Origin of the sequence: Chitinophaga pendula, assembly GCF_020386615.1 — a bacterium.
GTDB lineage: Bacteria > Bacteroidota > Bacteroidia > Chitinophagales > Chitinophagaceae > Chitinophaga > Chitinophaga pendula.
The window spans coordinates 6,199,981-6,218,504 of sequence record NZ_CP077769.1 but is presented as its reverse complement, the minus strand read 5'-3'; the positions used below and the strand labels follow the sequence as shown (position 1 = coordinate 6,218,504).

Here is an 18,524-nt window from a genome sequence, read left to right as displayed (position 1 = left end):
GTGCTTTTTTTTATGATATGAAAAGACGTTAGTATGAATCATTTGACAAGACGGTATTGGGGTGTTGCGCTCCTTTTTTCTATCTGCTGCCTGACGGTACAGGCACAGCAAGTGAAGTATACGACCGGTAATAATGAGTGGGATACGGATTCACTGGGCAATCACCGGGCGGTGGTACACTTCAAAGGCGGCGGTACAACGGCGCGGGTGGTGATACCGTGGCGGTTGCGGAGTATACAGCCACATCAGCGTATCATCGTGCAGGATGCAGCTACACGACAGCTGGTAGCACCGGTATACGTACGGTCGCTGGACCGGGAGCAGGGGGATATACAATTTACACCGATTTCAGGGAAGGGCATCTACTACGTGTATTATCTGCCATATAAAAACGAGGGAAGGTCCAATTATCCGAAAGGCGTTTATCTGCAAGCGGATCATAATGTGAGCGAACCTTTGCAAGGTAAACTGCCGGCGCCGAATGTAACGGTACAGGCATTGCAAGCCATCGATACGTTCAATACGTTTTACCCCATGGAGGTGATCGCCACGGCGGCGGAGGTGAAGCGGCTGCGGGCGCAGCATCTGCAAGCGCCTTTCCTCGTGTTTCCGGAGGACCGGTTGCATGCTATCCGTATGACGGATGATCTGCCACAGCGATGGATACAATCCGGGCCAGGTTATCGTTTTGCCGGTAAGGCAGACAAAGGGGAATATTTTGCCTGGCAGCTGGGGCTTTATGCATTGAAGCACCTGCAACAGGTAAGGATACAATTCGGAGATCTGCGGTCAGCAGCGGGACAGGTGATCCCGGCGAGCCGTATGAGCTGTATCAATACGGACGGAACTACTTACGAAGCGACGCCTTTGAAGCAAGACGTTCATGTAGCGGCAGACAAGGTACAGGCCATGTGGTGTGGGGTAGATATCCCCAAGGAGCAGGCAGCAGGCGTTTACAAAGGTGTGGTAAAGATACAGGCAGCGGGTCTGGCCGCGGTACCGGTACAGGTGGAGATCACGATCACGGATAAACTGGCAGTGAACGGCGGTGCGGATGAGCCCTGGAAGCAGACCCGGCTGAAGTGGTTAAATTCTACGCTGGCACAGGAGAATGCGGTGATCGCACCTTATACACCGTTGGTCGTGCAAGACCGTACCATACAGCTGTTAGGACGGCAGGTAACGTTAGGCGAAGATGGATTGCCTGCACAGATACAGACTTATTTTACACCAGAGATGACCAGTTTGTCTGCCGTGCCACGTGCTTTGCTGAAGCAGCCTATCCGACTGGATGTATGGACGGTTGACGGTGGTAAGCCGGTAGACTGGCAAAATACGCGTTGGGCATTTACCGGCCAGCAGCCCGGTAAGGTAAGCTGGCAGGCAGAGCGTAAGGCGCAGGGGTTGCAGTTGCTGCTGGATGCTTCACTGGAGTTTGACGGTTATATGATCTATACCATGCGGCTGATCGCCTCACAGGCAGTGACGGTAAAAGACATCGCCTTACAGATACCGATGGATGCAACGGTGGCCAGGTATATGATGGGATTGAACCATAAGGGCGGTGCACGGCCCGGCCATATAGACTGGAAATGGGACGTAGCGCATAAAAACCAAGACGGTGCCTGGATAGGAGATGTTAACGGCGGGTTACAGTTTTCCTTACGTGATCAACATTACTCTCGCCCGCTGAATACTAACTTTTACCTGCAGAAACCTTTAGTATTGCCTGTCTCCTGGGGGAATGGCGACAAAGGCGGAATTACTATGAAAGAGGAGAAGGAGACCTGGCTTATCCGTAGTTATAGTGGAGAACGTACGCTGCAGCAGGGAGATACGTTATATTTCAACTTCCACCTGATCGTAACACCTTTTCATCCGATCAATACAGATTTCCAGTGGGCTAACCGCTTTTATCACAAGTACGACAACCTGGATACCATTAAACGTACAGGCGCTACTGTGATCAATATCCACCATGCGAATCCTATTAATCCGTGGATCAATTATCCTTTTATAGAACATGCCAAAATGAAGTCCTATATAGATGATGCGCATCGTAAGGGGCTAAAGGTAAAGATCTACAATACAGTAAGGGAATTGTCCAACAGGGCTTATGAAACATTTGCCCTGCGTAGTCTGGGTCATGAGGTGTATACGGCAGGACCCGGTGGTGGATATGCCTGGCTGCAGGAGCATGTTGGTAAGGATTATATCGCTGCCTGGTTTGTGCCTGAGATCAAAGATGCGGCTATTGTCAACAGCGGTATGAACCGCTGGCATAACTATTATGTGGAGGGGATGAACTGGCTGGTAGATCATGTGGGTATTGACGGGATCTACCTGGATGATGTAGCTTTTGACCGGGTGACGATGAAACGCATCAAGCGGGTATTGACGAAAGCGGGGCATCCTGGTATTATCGATCTTCACTCTGCCAACCAGTATAATAAACATGATGGTTTTATCAACAGTGCGTTGTTGTATATGGAGCATTTCCCTTATCTGAACAGGTTATGGTTCGGCGAATATTTTGATTATGAGCAGAACGATCCGGATTTCTTCCTGACGGAGGTGAGTGGTATTCCATTTGGCCTGATGGGGGAGATGTTGCAGGACGGTGGTAATCCGTGGAGAGGGATGGTATATGGTATGACCAGCCGGTTGCCCTGGAGTGAGACGGCTGACCCACGGAATATCTGGAAGGTATGGGATGATTTCGGCATACAGGGTTCTAAGATGATCGGTTACTGGGTAGCGGATAACCCGGTAAAGAGCAGTGATCCGAAGGTGCCGGTGACCATTTACAGAAAGCCCGGGGCTGTGCTGTTATCTATTGCCAGCTGGGCAGCCACGGATACGACGGTGAAATTGCAGATAGACTGGAAAGCTTTGGGGATAGATCCGGCGAACGCGGTGATCAAGGCGCCAGAGATCCGTAATTTCCAGGAAGGGCGGGTATTTGACAAAGATGCGGCTATTCCGGTAGCAAAAAACAAAGGTTGGCTGTTGGTGATCCAATAGTCCATAGCACTGATATCGACAGGGGTTGTTGTATGTAACACATACGACAACCCCTGTTCTATTTTGCAATTGTTTTTGATCAGAATTTGGCCCCTGGTATATCGACGAGGAACATCTCTATACATTTTCTATCCTGCAGGGTAACGTATACGGTTTTCCCATCTTTACCGCCGAAGACCAGGTTAGAGCATGCCTTTCCTTTGAGTGGAATTTCTCTTACGAGGCTGCCATTGGGGGCCAATACGGCGATAGTCCCTTTACCATGGCGGGCGACATAGAGGTTGCCTGCTTTATCGCATTTCATGCCATCGAAGCCGAAGTCGGTGAATTCAGCGAACAGCTGTTTGTTGGATATGTTGCCGGCGGCATCGACCTTATATTTCCAGATCTTCCTTTGTATGCTTTCGTTGACGTACAGTGTCTTTTCATCCGGGCTGAGGGTAATACCGTTGGTGGTACCCATATTGTCTTCCAGCAGGACGAGTTTGCCCCCATTGTCTATACGCCAGAGTTTTCCGGTTTGATCTTTCCAGTTGGGATCGGAGGCGAACAGCTGATCTTTGCTATTGATACAGAGATCATTGGGCTGGTTGAAGTGTGTGGAGTGGACATAAACACTTACCTTTTTGGTTTGTGTATTGACCATCAGCACGTTGTGTCCGATAAAGTCGGGGAGTAACATATTACCCTGGCTATTGAACTGGATACTGTTACCGATGCTGCTGTCGGGAAGGGTGAGATAGCGTTGTCCGGCGCCGGTGGTGGGGTCTATTTTGCCGATGGTACCGTCTTTGAGATAGTTGACTACATAGAGATTGCCAGCTTTATCGAAGTTGGGACCTTCAATATTTTGTGAGAACTGGTTTTCCTTGGTGAGGTCATGGGCCTGGAAGAGGGCTAGTTTTTGTGTCTGTGCCTGGGAATAGCAATACAGGGAGCACAAGAGGGCAAGTAAGCCAAAGGTTTTTTTCATGGTGATGTTGATTAGATCGGGATGTCAAAATAATAAAAGATCAGTTATTTACTATTTTCGCGGGGCAATTACCGCACGCTATGATCCATGTAACGGAATTTAATGATCTGCAGCACTTGTCGATCCATAAGGTGGGCAATTCATCGCAGGAGGAGCCACTGATCTGTTCGCAGCAGCCATTGGAGATGAAGGATGAGACGATCAGCCAGCTGCTGATCACTTATTTTATCCAGCCTTTTACTAATAATGCGGAATACTTCCGGTTTTATCATGAAGCTGATTTGCAGCTGAACGAGGTATTCCAGTATTGTAAGCGCATATTTGAGGACCGGGAAGTATTTCACGAGCAATCTGTAAATATTGCCAAACATCTGTATAAACATTCGACACATCCGAAGATAAAGGGAGGGGAGTTGTATGTGGCTTATTTTTCCCGGTGCCAGGTAGATGGGGAGGAAGTAGCGGCCGTGGGTATCTTCAAGTCGGAGAACCGGGATACTTATCTGAAGGTGTTCCTGGCAGATGAGAACTACCAGGTGAATTATGACGATGGTATCAACATCAATAAGCTGGATAAGGGATGTCTGATCTTTAATATTGCGGAGGAGGAAGGGTATAAGGTAAGTGTGGTGGATAGCATCAGTAAGCAGACGGAGGCGGTGTATTGGAAGGATGCTTTTTTGCAGGTGCAGCGTGTAGAGGACAGTTATCATCAGACAGAGGTGGCGGTAAATATGTGTAAGCAATTTATCAGTAATAAGTTGCCTACGGAGTATGAGATGAATAAGGTAGATCAGATGGATCTGTTGAATAAGTCTGCCGCTTATTTTAAGGAGAAGGAGCAATTCAATATGGATGATTTTGCGGAGGAAGTATTGGGGCATCCGGAGGCGATTGCTTCATTCAGGGAGTATAAGGATCATTTTCAGTCGGAGCATCAGCAGCCATTGCCGGACGAGTTTGACATTTCATCGCATGCGGTGAAGAAGCAGCAGAAGGTGTTTAAGAGTGTATTAAAACTGGATAAGAACTTCCATGTGTATATACACGGCAACCGGGATCTGGTAGAAAGGGGATTTGATGAGGCGACGAATATGTATTATTACAAGCTGTTATTTGAGAATGAAAGTTAGTTAAAGACAACATGAGAATATGGAGGGGCCGTTCCGGAAGGGGCGGCTTTTTGTTGTATGGTCAGGTTAGGTGTTGGATAGAGGATAGGTATACGAATGATACAGGAGAGTTATGGGAAAGGTGGACGTGAGATAAGGAATGGCAGTGGTGGGCAAAAGTCAGGAGGTGATTATTAATCATTTATATAGTAAATAAAAAAAGGGCCGGCCATATAGTCTGCATGACATTATTGGCCGGCCCGGTTATTTTTGGCAGCTATTGCTGCGGTTTATTATTTGGACTTTGTTTAGGTTTTGGAGGTCTACGGTGTTCCCGTTTTGGATCTCTTTCCTTTGGTTTTTGGTCGGGGCGTTGTGGTTGGCCCTGTGGTTGTCCGCCTTCTGCTTTTGGTTTGGGCGGTTGTCCGCCTCTGTTTTCAGGACGTGGAGGGCGGTTTTCGCGGCCTTCCTGTTTCGGCGCTTGTTGTTTATTGTCGGGACGTTGATTACCGCGTTCGCGATGTTCGCCCCGTTCGCGGTGTTCCTGTTTGGGATTGCCGCTGCGGTTAGGTTCTGGTTTACCCTCTGGTTGGTTACCGCCTTTGGCCGGTGTGTTGGGTTTATTGGCGGGGGCAGCAGTTTCCAGTTTTTGCTTTTGTTTTTTGTCTTTATCCTTCTGTTTACGTTTATGGGACGTTTTTTCCAGGGATTTCAGACTGATCTGGCCAACTACGTCGGCGAAGCCGAGATCTGTTTCTTTAGGTTTTGACGCGACTACTTCTACTGCTTTAAGGTCGTCGGGGCGTATACCTTGTTTGTTGAGCTGCCGGATCTCTTTCACGCGGGTGATGGTGAGGGGGTATTGCTTATTACTGTTTTCGTAAGAATACCACATGAGATTTTTGAAGATATCTTTCTTCTGCAGGTTGGCAGTTCCGTTAGCTGTCTGAATGGAGTCGGCATCTTCCGGGAAGTCTTTGAGGGCATCCAGGTAGGTATCGAGTTCGTAGTTAAGGCAGCATTTGAGGCGTCCGCATTGACCGGATAGTTTGGCCTGGTTGATAGACAGGTTTTGGTATCTGGCGGCGGTGGTATTGACGCTTTTGAAGTCTGAGAGCCAGGTGGAGCAGCACAATTCGCGTCCGCAGCTGCCGATGCCACCTACTTTTCCTGCTTCCTGCCGGGCGCCTATCTGGCGCATTTCCACTTTTACGCGGAATTCGGAAGCATATATTTTAATCAGTTCGCGGAAGTCGACGCGATCGTCCGCGGTGTAGAAGAATGTTGCTTTACGGCCATCTGCCTGGATTTCTACTTCGGCCAGTTTCATTTCGAGGCCCAGATTTCTGGCCAGTGCTCTGGCTTTGATCATGGCATCTCTTTCGCGGGCCTTGTTTTCTTTCATGCGGTTGAGGTCGTCTACAGAGGACCTGCGGAGTATTTTTTTGACTTCCGGGGTATCTTCTGCGCGACGTTTTTTCATCTGTAGTTTTACCAGTTCGCCAGTGAGGCTGACGGTACCTACATCGAAACCACTGATGCCTTCTACCGTTACCATTTCTCCTTTTTCAAAGATCTGTTTGGTGACGTTACGAAAGAAATCCTTGCGACTACCGTTATTAAAGCTTACTTCTATAATGTCAAATGGTGCTAAGCTATCACCTGTGGGAATATTGGCCAGCCAGTCGAATACATTCAGTCTATTACAACCTCCGCTACTACAACCTCCGTTACTTTTGCATCCTGCCGGCTTCCCTTCCGCACCCGTACCACATCCGGCACAAGCCATATAATTTAGTTTAAATTAAACAAATAACAATTTCCTTGCATTCCTAATCCCTTAAGGTACAGTTTTCTCACGAAAACACAAAAAGGGTGAAGTTACAAAGGTACGTTTTCAAATCAGAACTTGCGTTTTTCATCCCGGTAAGATGAAGTTTGGTAGCGGGTGCGGAGGAGGTGGGAGTGTCTGTATTGGCTATACGAAGGCGTTGCATCCGCATAGGGATGGAAATGATGCGACTGTCCATGATCTTGCTGGACGGGGAGCATAGCGTGCCTGGGGTTATATTATTATACCGGCAGTTCTTTTTTCCTGAATATATACTGTAATTGTATAGAAAGGGCGTGGAAGAGGATCTTGCCATTGGCATTCCTTTCTATATAATAGCAAGCATTATCGAGTGCGGTGCAGATCTGTTCGATTTGTTGCAGGTTGGCCAGTTTTTGCAATTTGGCGGCGAAGTCGACTTCATCGTCTGAGAATGCCAGTTGTGCTTTATCCAGGTATTGTAGTCTTACGGTATGTTCCAGGAGGTTGATGAAGTACCGGAGGAACTGTTTTTGTTTTTCCCGGCCCATTTTAGCGCTGGAGATATTTTCTATCCATTGTTGCAGGCTGGGTTTATTACCGGTAAAGATAAAATTGAGCCAGGTTCTGAGCAGTTCGTGGTAGTCATCTTCGGCATGTTGAAGGAGGGAGAGTGCTTCCCGGTAGTTACCCATGGCGATGGTGGCCACCTGTTGTGCCCTGGCGGGGGTTGCATTACTGCGGTGTACGAGTGCATCGACGAGGATGGGTTTGGGTAGCGGGTTGATCTTGATCAGGTGTGTACGGGACAGAATGGTAGCCAGTATTTGTTCCTGATTTTCTGCGACGAGGATGAATAAGGTATCTGGTGGGGGTTCTTCGATCAGTTTAAGGAGTCGGTTACCCTCGTTGCCCAAGTATTCAGGCATCCACATCAATAATATTTTATAGCCGCTTTCGAAGCTTTTGAGGCTTAGTTTGCGGATGATGTCCTGGCATTCGAGGGCGGTGATATTGCCCTGTTTGTTTTCGGCGCCGATAAATTGGAGCCAGTCGTATGCGTTTCCGTAGGGAAATGAGTTGATGAACTCTCGCCATTCTGCGACGTAGTCGGTGCTGACGGGTTTATCGCCTGGTTTCCGTGGGATAACGGGGTAGGAGAAGTGGATATCCGGGTGGATATATTGGGATGCTTTTATGCAGGCGGAGCAACGGCCACAGGCGCCATTTTCCTGTTTGTCTTCACAAACCAGGTATTGGGTAAGGGCGAGACCAAGGGGGAGGCCGCCGGCTCCTTCGGGTGCCAGCAGCAGCAGGGCATGGCCGAGCCGATTCTGTTGTATGGATTGTATCAGGTGTTGGCTGATATTTTCCTGTCCGATAATGTCTGAGAAAAGCATCCGTGCAAATTAAATGAAAAGGCAGAATGCAGCAAACCTGTATAAAAGGAGATGATTACTTCAGGGAGCTGAAGCATACGTTAGTGAAAGTTCCTTTTCCTATAGTGGTGCGATTGTCCGCTTCGAAATAATAGGTGCCTGAAATGATATGGTCTTCAGGACTGATCTTAGTAATGGTAATGGCAGAGGTGTCAGTATCTGCGAAGCGGTACCCGCTGCCGCTTTTAACGCCTAATACCATGAAGCCGCCGGTGTTAGACGTACCTTTTGCGAAGGAGTATGTTTTAAGCTGCATGGCATCGGAGCCGAGCGAACTTTCTTCGTATGGGCCATCTTTGATGTTCAGCACGAGTCTTACGGAGTCTGAAAGGGCTTCCAGGCTCATGAGCTTAAACTTGCCGGTGTCGGTGCGGGAGCGAAACAGGGTATTGTTTACTACGCGCATGGTGACAGTTTTCCCTGCGATCTGCAATTGCATGGCTGCAGAGGTGCAGTTATAGGGAGCACTATCACCGGAGCGTTTGCAGGAAGTTACTGCCAGCATACATATGCAGGAAGCCGTGACCAGTAAAGAAGGAAGACATCTATTCATAAACAAAGTGTATAACGGTGGCATTAACATGCCTATGTGAGCGGACAGCACTATAATTTCTTTCAATGCGGACTATCTGGTATATAGCATATCATATCCTGTACATATCAACTATGTAAGGAAGGTCAGGTGTAAATATTATTGTGCAGGCCGTGCGTTTACTTTTTCTCTATCGCTGCTATGACAGCAGGATCCGTTGGTTGGGTCTTGGGAGAAAATACAGCGACCAGGTTACCTTTTTCGTCCAGGAGGTATTTCTGGAAGTTCCAGGTTACTTCGGCTGGTTCCATGTGTTTGGCTTTACTTTCAGTCAGCAGCCATTTGTACAACGGATGGATGTCATCCCCTTTAACAGATATTTTAGCTGCCATGGGGAAGGTAACTGCATATTTTTTTGAACAGAAAGCCTGGATCTCGGCGTTGGATCCTGGTTCCTGCTGCCCGAAGTTGTTGGCAGGGAATCCTACGATCACGAGTTTGTCTTTGTACTTGGTATACAGTTTTTCCAGTTCGGCATATTGCGGTGTGTTGCCGCACATGGAGGCGGTATTTACAACCAGTATCTTTTTGCCTTTGTAATCGGCAAAATTGATCTTTCCGCCATCGATAGATGCTACTTTAAAATCGTATATGTTGCCTGATTTAAGAAATAACAATAAGGAGAGTAATGCCATTTTAAGCATAAAATGCAGATTTACGGATTAAAAACATCTATTCAGTAGTGAGTATAAAGGTAATTATCCGCTACTAAAATAATATAAAAATATGAGCAATGGTGTGTGAAGCTTAGGTTAAGCTATTGGTAATCAGTATTACAGGAGTTGAGGGGGGATTACTAACGTACAGCCATGGCCAGGCTGCAGATGCTTACATTGGCCCCGGTTTTTAATAGCTGGAGGCAGCAGGCTTCTGTTGTGGCACCGGTGGTAATGATGTCATCAACAAGCAGGAAATGATCCCGGGCGTATGTTGCGGGATGCTTGATATGGAAGGCTTGTGTTACGTTTTGCCAGCGGGTTTCGCGATTGTGTTTTGTTTGGGAGTGTTTGAAATGGGAACGGTAGAGTAGTTCTTTAACTGGTTGCTGTATAATGGCAGCGATGCCATTTGCCAGTAAAGCAGACTGATTATAGCCGCGTTGCCGTTGTCGTTGTCGATGCAGGGGGACAGGTACAATGGCGGTGATCTCTTGTATCCACGGGAATTGGAGGAGCTGCAGTCCCATCTGGCGGCCCATGTAGCGGGCTATATCCTGTCGTTGGTGGTATTTAAATTGGTAGACGAGCTGTTGAAGTGGGGAAGGTTGTATATAATAATATATAGCTGCGGCATGCTGCACATTTATCCGTCCCTGAAAGATACGTGCTGCCGGGTGGTCGTTGTGTGACAGGCATTGTGTAGCGGGTAACTGGTGCAGGCAGGTCAGGCATAATACTTCTTCTGCATCTGTCAGATCTTGTCCACAGATCTCGCAACAATGCGGGTAAAACAGGTGTACCAGGGAGCGGTAGAAAGAAACGAGCGGCTGCATGGGGTTGGGGGATGGATTCATTACTAAAATAAGTATAAAATGTATAGCGTGATATTAACAGGTGGGTTCGCCCACACCCACCTGTTAATGCCGGGTGTAGTTTTTTAATTAATTCCAGACCGGAGCACTGGTGGTATATCCATTCCCTGATCTGAGTACGTAGTGATAAGAGGAAGAGTAAAAGGAACCCCCTCTGCCGCCCTTAGACGTTTTTGAATACGTTATTTTATCTTTTTCCAGTAAGATGCGTGTTCCTTTGGCGGTGTTTTTAACTTTTTTCTCTGTGGTGGTGGTCACGGGAGTTGTTGTGACCCCAGGTTCTCTGCTATTTTTTGATAAGGTAACGCTGTAGTCGAATTGAATGACATTAGATGCTTTGACCGATTTTGTACAATTAACGTCCTGATAGAAGGCGAGGTATATATCTTCGATGGTTGTCTCGCGGGTAGATCCTGCAGATGGAAAACTAAGTTCATTTCGTTGATTGCTGAATTCTATTCGTGCATATACTTTTTCGATATTGCCGTAATTAATCTGGAATTGTGCTTTGTAAGCAGAATGGTCGCTCAGATAACGCATGTTGAACGTGATGGGTACTCCGGGAGCTTGCGCAGAAAAGGTTTGGCCACCTCCCAGATACTGCAGGAAGTTTTGGTAGCCATTTATTGTCTGCACGGCTTGTGCCCCCAGGCCACCTACGAGGTAGATTTTTATATCGGCGCTATTAATCGTATTGATTTCCTCCTGCGTGAGTGTATTGGAGCCATTAACGATGCCTAATATGCCGAATGCTTTTTCGAAAGCTTTTTTCAACTCATCAAAGCCAGCATCAGATTCCACGGTGATGATTCCCAGTCTTCCATAGGTAACGGAGCTTACATACAACGGAGAGTAAGCGCCTATTATATTGGGGTCAACATTCAGGTCGATCAGCTGGCCTGCTTTTGGGATGTCCATATCGATGGTGAAATTCTTTTGAATGAATTTAGCCATGAGGCCTGTTGATCTGGATATCTTTTTAATATTGGTAGTGGTGCCGCTGGAGGAGTTGAAAAATATCAGATTGGTATTTTTCCCGGTTGCAAAAAGTTCTTTCAGTTCGTCGTAGTAGGTGAATTCTTTGATGTTCAGGTTATACTTAGCAAACCCTAACTGTGCGAACTGGCTATTGAGCAGTACGTTATTTACCTGCCTGGTGGTAGCGGAGAGGGATGGTATGTCTATGGTGGCGGCTACTTTGCCTGCCGGCGCGGGTAATGACACAGAAACACTGATGGGTTTAGGGGTGTAGCCGATGACAGGATTGAAATCGAAGTTTTCTACAGAGTTACCTTTTATCAATGCGCCAGGAAAGATCTGATCTTCATAATCAGTATATACGACATGTTCGTTTGCTTCAACGAGCCAGGAGTAGGCGCCGGTATTCCAGTTAATTACTTCGCGTATCGGATTGATACCTGAGATGACAGTACCTGGGAATTGTGCGGGATCCTCTGCCCGCTTTTGTTCGTCTAGTGAGGCCTGGATATGGAGGGAGCTGTCGGTGTAAGGTGACCTTGGCTGTTGATCCCGAAGATCGATTTGTATTAATTGCTCGGGGTATTTTTTCAGGTGGCTGAAACCGGCAGATTCCTTTGCGGCCGACATAGGTTCGGCTTCTTTTTTACAGGAATAGAGTATGGCTGTGCTCAACAGAAGCCATAGGAAGGGGATTCGTGACATACAAAACAGATTGAAATTATTAAGATGATTAAAAGAAACGGGTACTAACAAGTGCTATTTCGGTATATATAATATGGTAGGGTGCGGGTGAACAAATCCGGGATAACGAAAAAAAAACGCTGACCACTATTTATTATACTAAAATAGTGGGACAATAATAATGAATTCAGTGATAGGTTGGTATCTATCACTGGGGAACTAGATAACGAATATGAAAATTTGATGATTCCGGGTTAGAACAGTTTTTGGTATACTTCTTCTACCCGGCCTACGGAGATCACGTCTATATTGAAACGGCTGAAGTCTACCCCTTTCTTATTATACCGGGAGATGAAGATCCTTTCGAAGCCTAGTTTTTCTGCTTCTGCGATCCGTTGTTCGATCCGGTTGACAGCTCGGATTTCTCCGCTAAGTCCTACTTCTCCCGCAAAGCATATTTTGCTGGAGACGGCGATATCTTCATAAGAGGAGAGGAGCGCGCAGAGGACAGCTAGATCGATAGAGGGATCTTCTACTCTGATGCCGCCGGCTATATTGAGGAATACATCTTTAACGCCGAAATGGAATCCACCTCTTTTTTCGAGTACGGCCAGTAGCAGTTGTAGCCTACGGAGGTCGAAGCCGGTAGCGGTACGTTGCGGGGTACCGTATACAGATTGTGTGACGAGGGCCTGTACTTCGATCAGCATGGGGCGCATGCCTTCCATGGTGGAGGCGATGGCGACACCACTCAGTTCATCTTCTCTTTGGGAGATGAGGATTTCAGAGGGGTTGGTTACCTGTCTGAGGCCCTCTCCGGTCATTTCGTATATACCTAGTTCTGCTGTGGATCCGAATCGGTTTTTGATAGTACGTAGTATGCGATAGGCATAATGTTGGTCTCCTTCGAACTGGAGGACGGTGTCTACCATATGTTCAAGTATTTTAGGACCAGCAATGGTGCCATCTTTAGTGATGTGGCCGATAAGGAATACGGGGGTATTAGTTTCTTTGGCGAAACGTTGCATTTCGGCGGCGGATTCCTTTATCTGGGATACGCTGCCTGGTGCTGACTCAATAAAGGGGGACTGTAGGGTTTGTATGGAGTCAATGATGACCAGTTGTGGCTGTAATTTTTTTATTTCTTGGAAGATGGTTTGGGTAGAGGTTTCGGTGAGCAGGTAGAAGCGTTCGTTTTTGGTTTTGAGACGATCTGCGCGCATCTTTATTTGTTGTGCGCTTTCTTCTCCGCTGACGTAGAGGGTGGTGATATTTTGCAGTAGCAAGGCGTTTTGCAGGAATAATGTGGATTTGCCGATACCGGGTTCTCCGCCTACGAGAACGAGGGAGCCGGTGACGATGCCACCACCCAGTACGCGGTTCAGCTCTGCGTCGGCAGTCTGCCATCTTTCTTCTGCTGCGCCGCTTACTTCGGAGAGGTGTACGGTTTTATCTGTTTTGGCAGTTGTTTCGTTTTTCCATTCTTGTTGACGCAGTGGTATTTCTTTCTGGATCTTTTCTTCTACGAAGGTGTTCCATTGTCCGCAGCTAGGGCAACGGCCGTTCCATTTAGCTGCTTCATAGCCACAATTCTGACAAAAAAAGGCTGTTTTTATTTTACTCATCATTTTTAGATACCTCGGTTACAAATTAACGGGTTATCTGTAGAATGGCGGGTGTTTTTTTGTTTTTTATGGGGTAAGAGGGGATAAATTGATATGATGGGCTAAGATGAACCGAGAAGATATTGTTTGGTAAAAAGAAAAAGAGCCAACAGAAGATTCCGTTGACTCTTTCTACTTACTAACCCATTAAATTCAGGTCTAAATTACTAAATGGCTTCAGAATAAAAAAGTTTATTTAAAGGATGTGAATAACTTTTGATCTTTTTTTATAATGTAATAGATCGGCTCCCATCGGCCATTTCAGCGGTTTAGAGATTGACAATTACTTTCAGCAATTTGGCCTAAAATGTTGATAAATAGGGTTGATGTTGATTATAAATGTATATAAAAAAAGGGGCATAGAATATTTTCTACTAATGACAAATAGTCTTATTTCAATAGGGGCAAAAGATGGTTTGTTGTCAATATGGCAGTGTTAAGTTTATGCAATGACACAAAAAAAGATTTCATAGCGTCAAATATTAAGGAAATCATAAAACCTGTTCATTTGATCGGCCTGGACTCTTATTTGAGGAGGGTAGTTGTAACTTTACATGACTTTAACCACATTGAATATGACACCAGGAATTATGATCGTATCGTTGATCTTTGTCGGGATCAGCATGCTCGTGAGTTTCAGATTAAAGAGCAAGTTTAAGGAATATAGTGAGGTACCGGTTTCATCCGGTATGACCGGCAAGCAGGTAGCGGAGAAAATGCTACGGGATAATAATATTTTTGATGTGCAGGTAGTATCAGTAGATGGTTTTCTTTCTGATCACTATAATCCTGAGAATAAGACGGTAAACCTCAGTCCGGACGTTTACAGTGGGGCAAGTGTAGCGGCGGCAGCTGTGGCCGCCCACGAATGCGGGCATGCGGTGCAGCATGCCACTGCTTACAAATGGTTGGGATTGCGATCCAAGCTGGTACCTGCTGTACAGGTAAGTTCCAATTTGGTTCAATGGGTGTTACTTGGGGGAATCCTGTTGATTAATGTATTTCCACAATTGTTGCTGGGGGGTATTATACTTTTTGGGGTGACTACGCTCTTTTCCGTTATTACTCTGCCTGTTGAGTTCGATGCATCTAACCGGGCATTGGCCTGGCTGAACCGTACCGATATTATGCGTGCGCAGGAGCATGCCAAGGCGAAAGATGCTTTGTGGTGGGCTGCGATGACCTATGTGGTCGCTGCAGTGGCTTCTGTGGTTACTTTATTACAATATATACTTATATATGCAGGAGCCCGATCTCGCGATTAAAAAGACCTACTATACATCAAAAAAGCCACCCAATGGGTGGCTTTTTTATTATAAGGCTATATTTGTAGGACAAGAATACCTGAATTCAGGGAGGAATATCTTTTATGATGATCAAAAAAGATATGTAATTTGCGTTTGTTAACGAAGAGTTCATATTTGAACCCTACTACTTGAACACAACTACTTGAACACAACCAATTGAACACAACTAATTGAACATTTGAGCGAGGAAGCACTTTTTTAACTAACTGTTGATTTATTTGTTGCTGCTGAGAATAAGGTTAGAATTTGCCTACCTGCATTTGATTTGTATTTAATTGTTTATTGAGAATAATCTGTTTTTTATTAACCAAAAACTATGTTTATGCGAAGGTTTTACTCATTGTTGACCTTAGTACTCCTATGTCTCACTTTTTTTACTGCCGCAATGGCGCAGAACAAAACCCTTACCGGAAAAGTAACCGATGCTAAGGATGGTGCTGTGTTGCCAGGAGTGACTGTAAAGGTGAAGGGGTCGAATCTTGGTACTGTCACGAAGATAGACGGTACGTTCAGTGTACCTGTACCCGAGAGGGCTACTGCGCTGATTTTTTCATTTGTTGGATATGGGGATAAGGAGGTATCTATTGTGGGGCAAACTAATTTAAATGTATCGCTGTCTACCGGTGATAAGGATTTGTCTGAGGTGGTAGTTGTGGGCTACGGTACGCAGACTAAGCGTGATATTACCGGATCTGTAGCGAAGGTGACGACGAAGGATATTGCGAACCAGCCGGTGGCAACTTTCGAATCTTCTATTCAGGGTCGTGCAGCAGGTGTTGTTATTGAATCTGGTAGCGGTAAAGTAGGTCAGGCTATGAAGATACGTATTCGTGGTACGTCTTCCGTTTCTGCCAGCAGCCAGCCTTTGTATGTTGTCGATGGGATGCCTATTATCTCTGCCAGCCAGTCAGATGTTACCAACGACCCTACGAATCCTATTGCAGACCTTAACCCGAATGACATTGAGTCGGTGGAAGTATTAAAAGATGCTGCTGCGTCTGCTATTTATGGTGCGCGGGCATCCAATGGTGTGGTATTAATCACTACCAAGAGAGGTAAGCTGGGAGACAAGACCAACATTGAGCTGAATGTTTCTACCAGCTTTAGTAAACCTACCAGAAAGAGAGGGTTCCTGAATGCGAACGAATATCTTGACCTGGTAAAAGAAGTAGCTACCAATGATGGAAGGACTGACTTTAAAAACAATGATACTGGCTATCCTGATGAAGCGACTGCTATCAATGATTATTATAATTATTATGTTGACAACTATATAACTCCTTTTGCTGCGGGAACAGACTGGCAGAAAAGGGCGGTGAATACTAACTGGGAGGATCAGGTGTATCGTAAAACGGCTCATACCCGGCAGATAGATCTGGCAGTGTCCGGTGGTAATGAAAAAACCCGCTATTATGCATCTGGTACATACGCTGATCAGGAGGCAATCGTGATCGTAAACAGGTTCAGAAGATATGGTGCCCGTTTGAATCTTGATCATAATGCTAACAGTAAGTTATCATTCGGACTTAATCTGAATGTAAATCGTCAGCAGCTTGACCGTGTTGCAAATGATAACGCATTGTCAACTCCGGGGCAGATTGTGGCATTGCAGCCATTTTCCCCGATCATTGATCCTGCTACCAACGATCTTAACCTGAATACCTTGTATGCGAATGGATTGCTGGCAGCACGGGAGAGCTTTAACAAGCAGGTAGGTATCCGTACTATCGGTAATGTATATGCTAATTATTACATCTTGCCGTCTTTAAGTTTCCGGACGGAGCTGGGTACAGATATCTATAACCTGGATGAGGAAGATTACAGAGGACGTAATACACAGGATGGTGCCGGTATAGGTAAGGGTAGTTATATTCATAGTCAGAATGTCTCATTGAACAGCAATAACTACTTCAACTTTAATCCTAATCTGGGTAGCCGCCATAAGCTGACAGCTACATTGGGTATGAGTTATCTGCAAAATGATTTTACCGGTTCATTAGTGAGTGGAGAGAACTTTCCTTCAGATGCGATTAAAAATCTGTCTGGAGCTGCTACGATCAGCGATGGTTCTTCTTCTTCCCAGCGTTATACCTTCCTCTCATATTTCTTCCGCTCTACTTATACCTATAAGGATAAGTACATGGCCTCTTTTAGTGTTCGTACAGATGGGTCTTCTCGTTTCGGGCCTAATAACAGGTATGGTTGGTTTCCTGCGGGATCTCTTGGTTGGGTAATATCTGAGGAGGATTTTCTGAAAGGAAGTAAAACGCTCAATTATTTAAAGATCAGAGGTAGCTATGGATTAACAGGTAATGCGGAGATTGGAGAGAACCGTATTTATACGTTGATGGATGTGGTGCGTTATCCTGGATTGCCCGGGTTCCAGCCTGTACAGATCGGTAACCCGAACCTGAAATGGGAGAGAACAGCGCAGGCGGATATCGGTCTTGAGTTTGGATTCTTTGACAACCGCCTGAGTGGTGAGATCGATTATTATAATAAGCAAACTTCTGACCTGTTGCTTCGTGCCAATGTGCCTTTGTCTACCGGTTATGGGTTTGTATATCGTAACGTAGGTAAGATGGAGAACAAAGGGGTAGAAATCCTGTTGAACTCTAAAAACATTGTTGGCAAAGACTTTACCTGGTCTACTTCACTGAATGTGGCGTATAACAAAAACCGGGTAAAAGACTTACAGGGTCAGATTATCGACGCTGGTGAGCAACGTGCGATTGAAGGACAACCTATCGGTGTATTTTTCCTGCGTAAGTTCGTAGGTGTTGATCCGGCCAATGGCGATGCATTGTACGAAGGAGCGGATGGCAAACCAACCAACAACTATGGAGCGGCTCCGCGCCAGATAGTAGGCAGATCTAATCCGGACTGGACAGGTGGTTTTAATAACACCTTCAGTTATCAAGGTATTGACCTGAGTGTGTTCTTTACTTTTGTGCAAGGCAACCAGGTCTATAACAGAGCCGGGCAGTATATGAGTTCTGGCTTTGGTGGTGGATTTGACAACCAGACCCGTGACATCCTGAACAGGTGGCAAAAGCCGGGTGACATCACGGATGTACCCCGTGTATCTTCTAGCTATGCTACCGGTAACCAGACTTCTTCCCGCTGGATATATGACGGTTCCTACATCCGCTTAAAGACGCTGACACTGGGATACAATCTGCCCAAGTCCGTGTTAAATACAATCAAGTTTTCGGGTGTTCGTATTTACGTAGCCGGATATAACCTTTGGACGAAGACGAAGTATCCTGGTGATCCGGAAGTGAATACAGGTACGCTGGGGAATGTGGCCAGTGACAACATTGTAGGCGGAGTAGATTTTTACACTATTCCGCAGGCTAAAACATTTACCGTGGGACTAAATGTGAAATTTTAATCCGGAGTGTACTCCA

12 protein-coding genes are annotated in these 18,524 nt (G+C 46.1%); 4 read left to right on the top strand and 8 right to left on the bottom strand.

Features of this window, described 5'->3' with window-relative positions:
* The first annotated feature begins 33 nt into the window (after window positions 1–33).
* Window positions 34–3,024 carry a glycoside hydrolase domain-containing protein gene (locus KTO58_RS23210; protein WP_225859886.1) on the top strand — a complete coding sequence of 997 codons (2,991 nt, stop codon included), beginning with the start codon at window positions 34–36 and terminating at the stop codon, window positions 3,022–3,024.
* Between the two features lie 79 nt (window positions 3,025–3,103).
* Here KTO58_RS23210 and KTO58_RS23205 read toward each other — a convergent pair whose 3' ends face one another.
* Complete coding sequence (locus KTO58_RS23205; protein WP_095837111.1) at window positions 3,104–3,997, bottom strand: SMP-30/gluconolactonase/LRE family protein; 894 nt, start codon at window positions 3,995–3,997, stop codon at window positions 3,104–3,106.
* An 80-nt stretch (window positions 3,998–4,077) separates the two neighbouring features.
* Here KTO58_RS23205 and KTO58_RS23200 point away from each other — a divergent pair, with 80 nt between their 5' ends.
* On the top strand, window positions 4,078–5,130 hold the full coding sequence (locus KTO58_RS23200) for a nucleoid-associated protein (protein ID WP_095837112.1): 1,053 nt from the start codon (window positions 4,078–4,080) through the stop codon (window positions 5,128–5,130).
* Between the two features lie 256 nt (window positions 5,131–5,386).
* Here KTO58_RS23200 and ricT read toward each other — a convergent pair whose 3' ends face one another.
* The 7 genes from ricT to radA all read right to left on the bottom strand — a co-directional run bounded on the left by ricT (window position 5,387) and on the right by radA (window position 13,768).
* A complete protein-coding gene (gene ricT, locus KTO58_RS23195; RefSeq protein WP_225859885.1) occupies window positions 5,387–6,898 on the bottom strand; it encodes a regulatory iron-sulfur-containing complex subunit RicT in 1,512 nt (503 codons plus the stop codon).
* Window positions 6,899–7,182: 284 nt separating this feature from the next.
* Complete coding sequence (locus KTO58_RS23190; protein ID WP_095837113.1) at window positions 7,183–8,319, bottom strand: DNA polymerase III subunit; 1,137 nt, start codon at window positions 8,317–8,319, stop codon at window positions 7,183–7,185.
* 55 nt (window positions 8,320–8,374) lie between these two features.
* The gene (locus KTO58_RS23185) at window positions 8,375–8,911 is read right to left on the bottom strand and encodes a DUF6252 domain-containing protein (RefSeq protein ID WP_157752774.1); all 537 of its coding nucleotides are present in this window, start codon (window positions 8,909–8,911) and stop codon (window positions 8,375–8,377) included.
* Between the two features lie 158 nt (window positions 8,912–9,069).
* Window positions 9,070–9,594 (bottom strand): glutathione peroxidase, encoded by a 525-nt coding sequence (locus tag KTO58_RS23180; RefSeq protein WP_095837115.1) that lies wholly within the window; start codon window positions 9,592–9,594, stop codon window positions 9,070–9,072.
* A 152-nt stretch (window positions 9,595–9,746) separates the two neighbouring features.
* Window positions 9,747–10,463: a ComF family protein gene (locus tag KTO58_RS23175; RefSeq protein WP_095837116.1), complete on the bottom strand. Its 717-nt coding sequence runs from the start codon at window positions 10,461–10,463 to the stop codon at window positions 9,747–9,749.
* 87 nt (window positions 10,464–10,550) lie between these two features.
* Window positions 10,551–12,164, bottom strand: a complete 1,614-nt coding sequence (locus tag KTO58_RS23170; RefSeq protein WP_095837117.1) for a thiol-activated cytolysin family protein — start codon at window positions 12,162–12,164, stop codon at window positions 10,551–10,553.
* A gap of 233 nt (window positions 12,165–12,397) precedes the next feature.
* Complete coding sequence (gene radA, locus KTO58_RS23165; protein ID WP_095837118.1) at window positions 12,398–13,768, bottom strand: DNA repair protein RadA; 1,371 nt, start codon at window positions 13,766–13,768, stop codon at window positions 12,398–12,400.
* A 614-nt stretch (window positions 13,769–14,382) separates the two neighbouring features.
* On the opposite strand from radA, the gene KTO58_RS23160 reads away from it, so the two are divergent.
* Window positions 14,383–15,072: a zinc metallopeptidase gene (locus tag KTO58_RS23160; RefSeq protein ID WP_198315142.1), complete on the top strand. Its 690-nt coding sequence runs from the start codon at window positions 14,383–14,385 to the stop codon at window positions 15,070–15,072.
* A gap of 364 nt (window positions 15,073–15,436) precedes the next feature.
* Window positions 15,437–18,508, top strand: a complete 3,072-nt coding sequence (locus KTO58_RS23155; protein ID WP_095841432.1) for a SusC/RagA family TonB-linked outer membrane protein — start codon at window positions 15,437–15,439, stop codon at window positions 18,506–18,508.
* Window positions 18,509–18,524: the final 16 nt, after the last annotated feature.

Coding starts and splice junctions, on each gene's coding strand:
- KTO58_RS23200 (WP_095837112.1), top strand. CDS start 4,078: ATGATCCATGTAACGGAATTTAATGATCTGCAGCACTTGTCGATCCAT.
- KTO58_RS23170 (WP_095837117.1), bottom strand. CDS start 12,164: ATGTCACGAATCCCCTTCCTATGGCTTCTGTTGAGCACAGCCATACTC.
- radA (WP_095837118.1), bottom strand. CDS start 13,768: ATGAGTAAAATAAAAACAGCCTTTTTTTGTCAGAATTGTGGCTATGAA.
- KTO58_RS23175 (WP_095837116.1), bottom strand. CDS start 10,463: ATGAATCCATCCCCCAACCCCATGCAGCCGCTCGTTTCTTTCTACCGC.
- KTO58_RS23205 (WP_095837111.1), bottom strand. CDS start 3,997: ATGAAAAAAACCTTTGGCTTACTTGCCCTCTTGTGCTCCCTGTATTGC.
- KTO58_RS23210 (WP_225859886.1), top strand. CDS start 34: ATGAATCATTTGACAAGACGGTATTGGGGTGTTGCGCTCCTTTTTTCT.
- KTO58_RS23160 (WP_198315142.1), top strand. CDS start 14,383: ATGACACCAGGAATTATGATCGTATCGTTGATCTTTGTCGGGATCAGC.
- ricT (WP_225859885.1), bottom strand. CDS start 6,898: ATGGCTTGTGCCGGATGTGGTACGGGTGCGGAAGGGAAGCCGGCAGGA.
- KTO58_RS23180 (WP_095837115.1), bottom strand. CDS start 9,594: ATGCTTAAAATGGCATTACTCTCCTTATTGTTATTTCTTAAATCAGGC.
- KTO58_RS23155 (WP_095841432.1), top strand. CDS start 15,437: ATGCGAAGGTTTTACTCATTGTTGACCTTAGTACTCCTATGTCTCACT.
- KTO58_RS23185 (WP_157752774.1), bottom strand. CDS start 8,911: ATGAATAGATGTCTTCCTTCTTTACTGGTCACGGCTTCCTGCATATGT.
- KTO58_RS23190 (WP_095837113.1), bottom strand. CDS start 8,319: ATGCTTTTCTCAGACATTATCGGACAGGAAAATATCAGCCAACACCTG.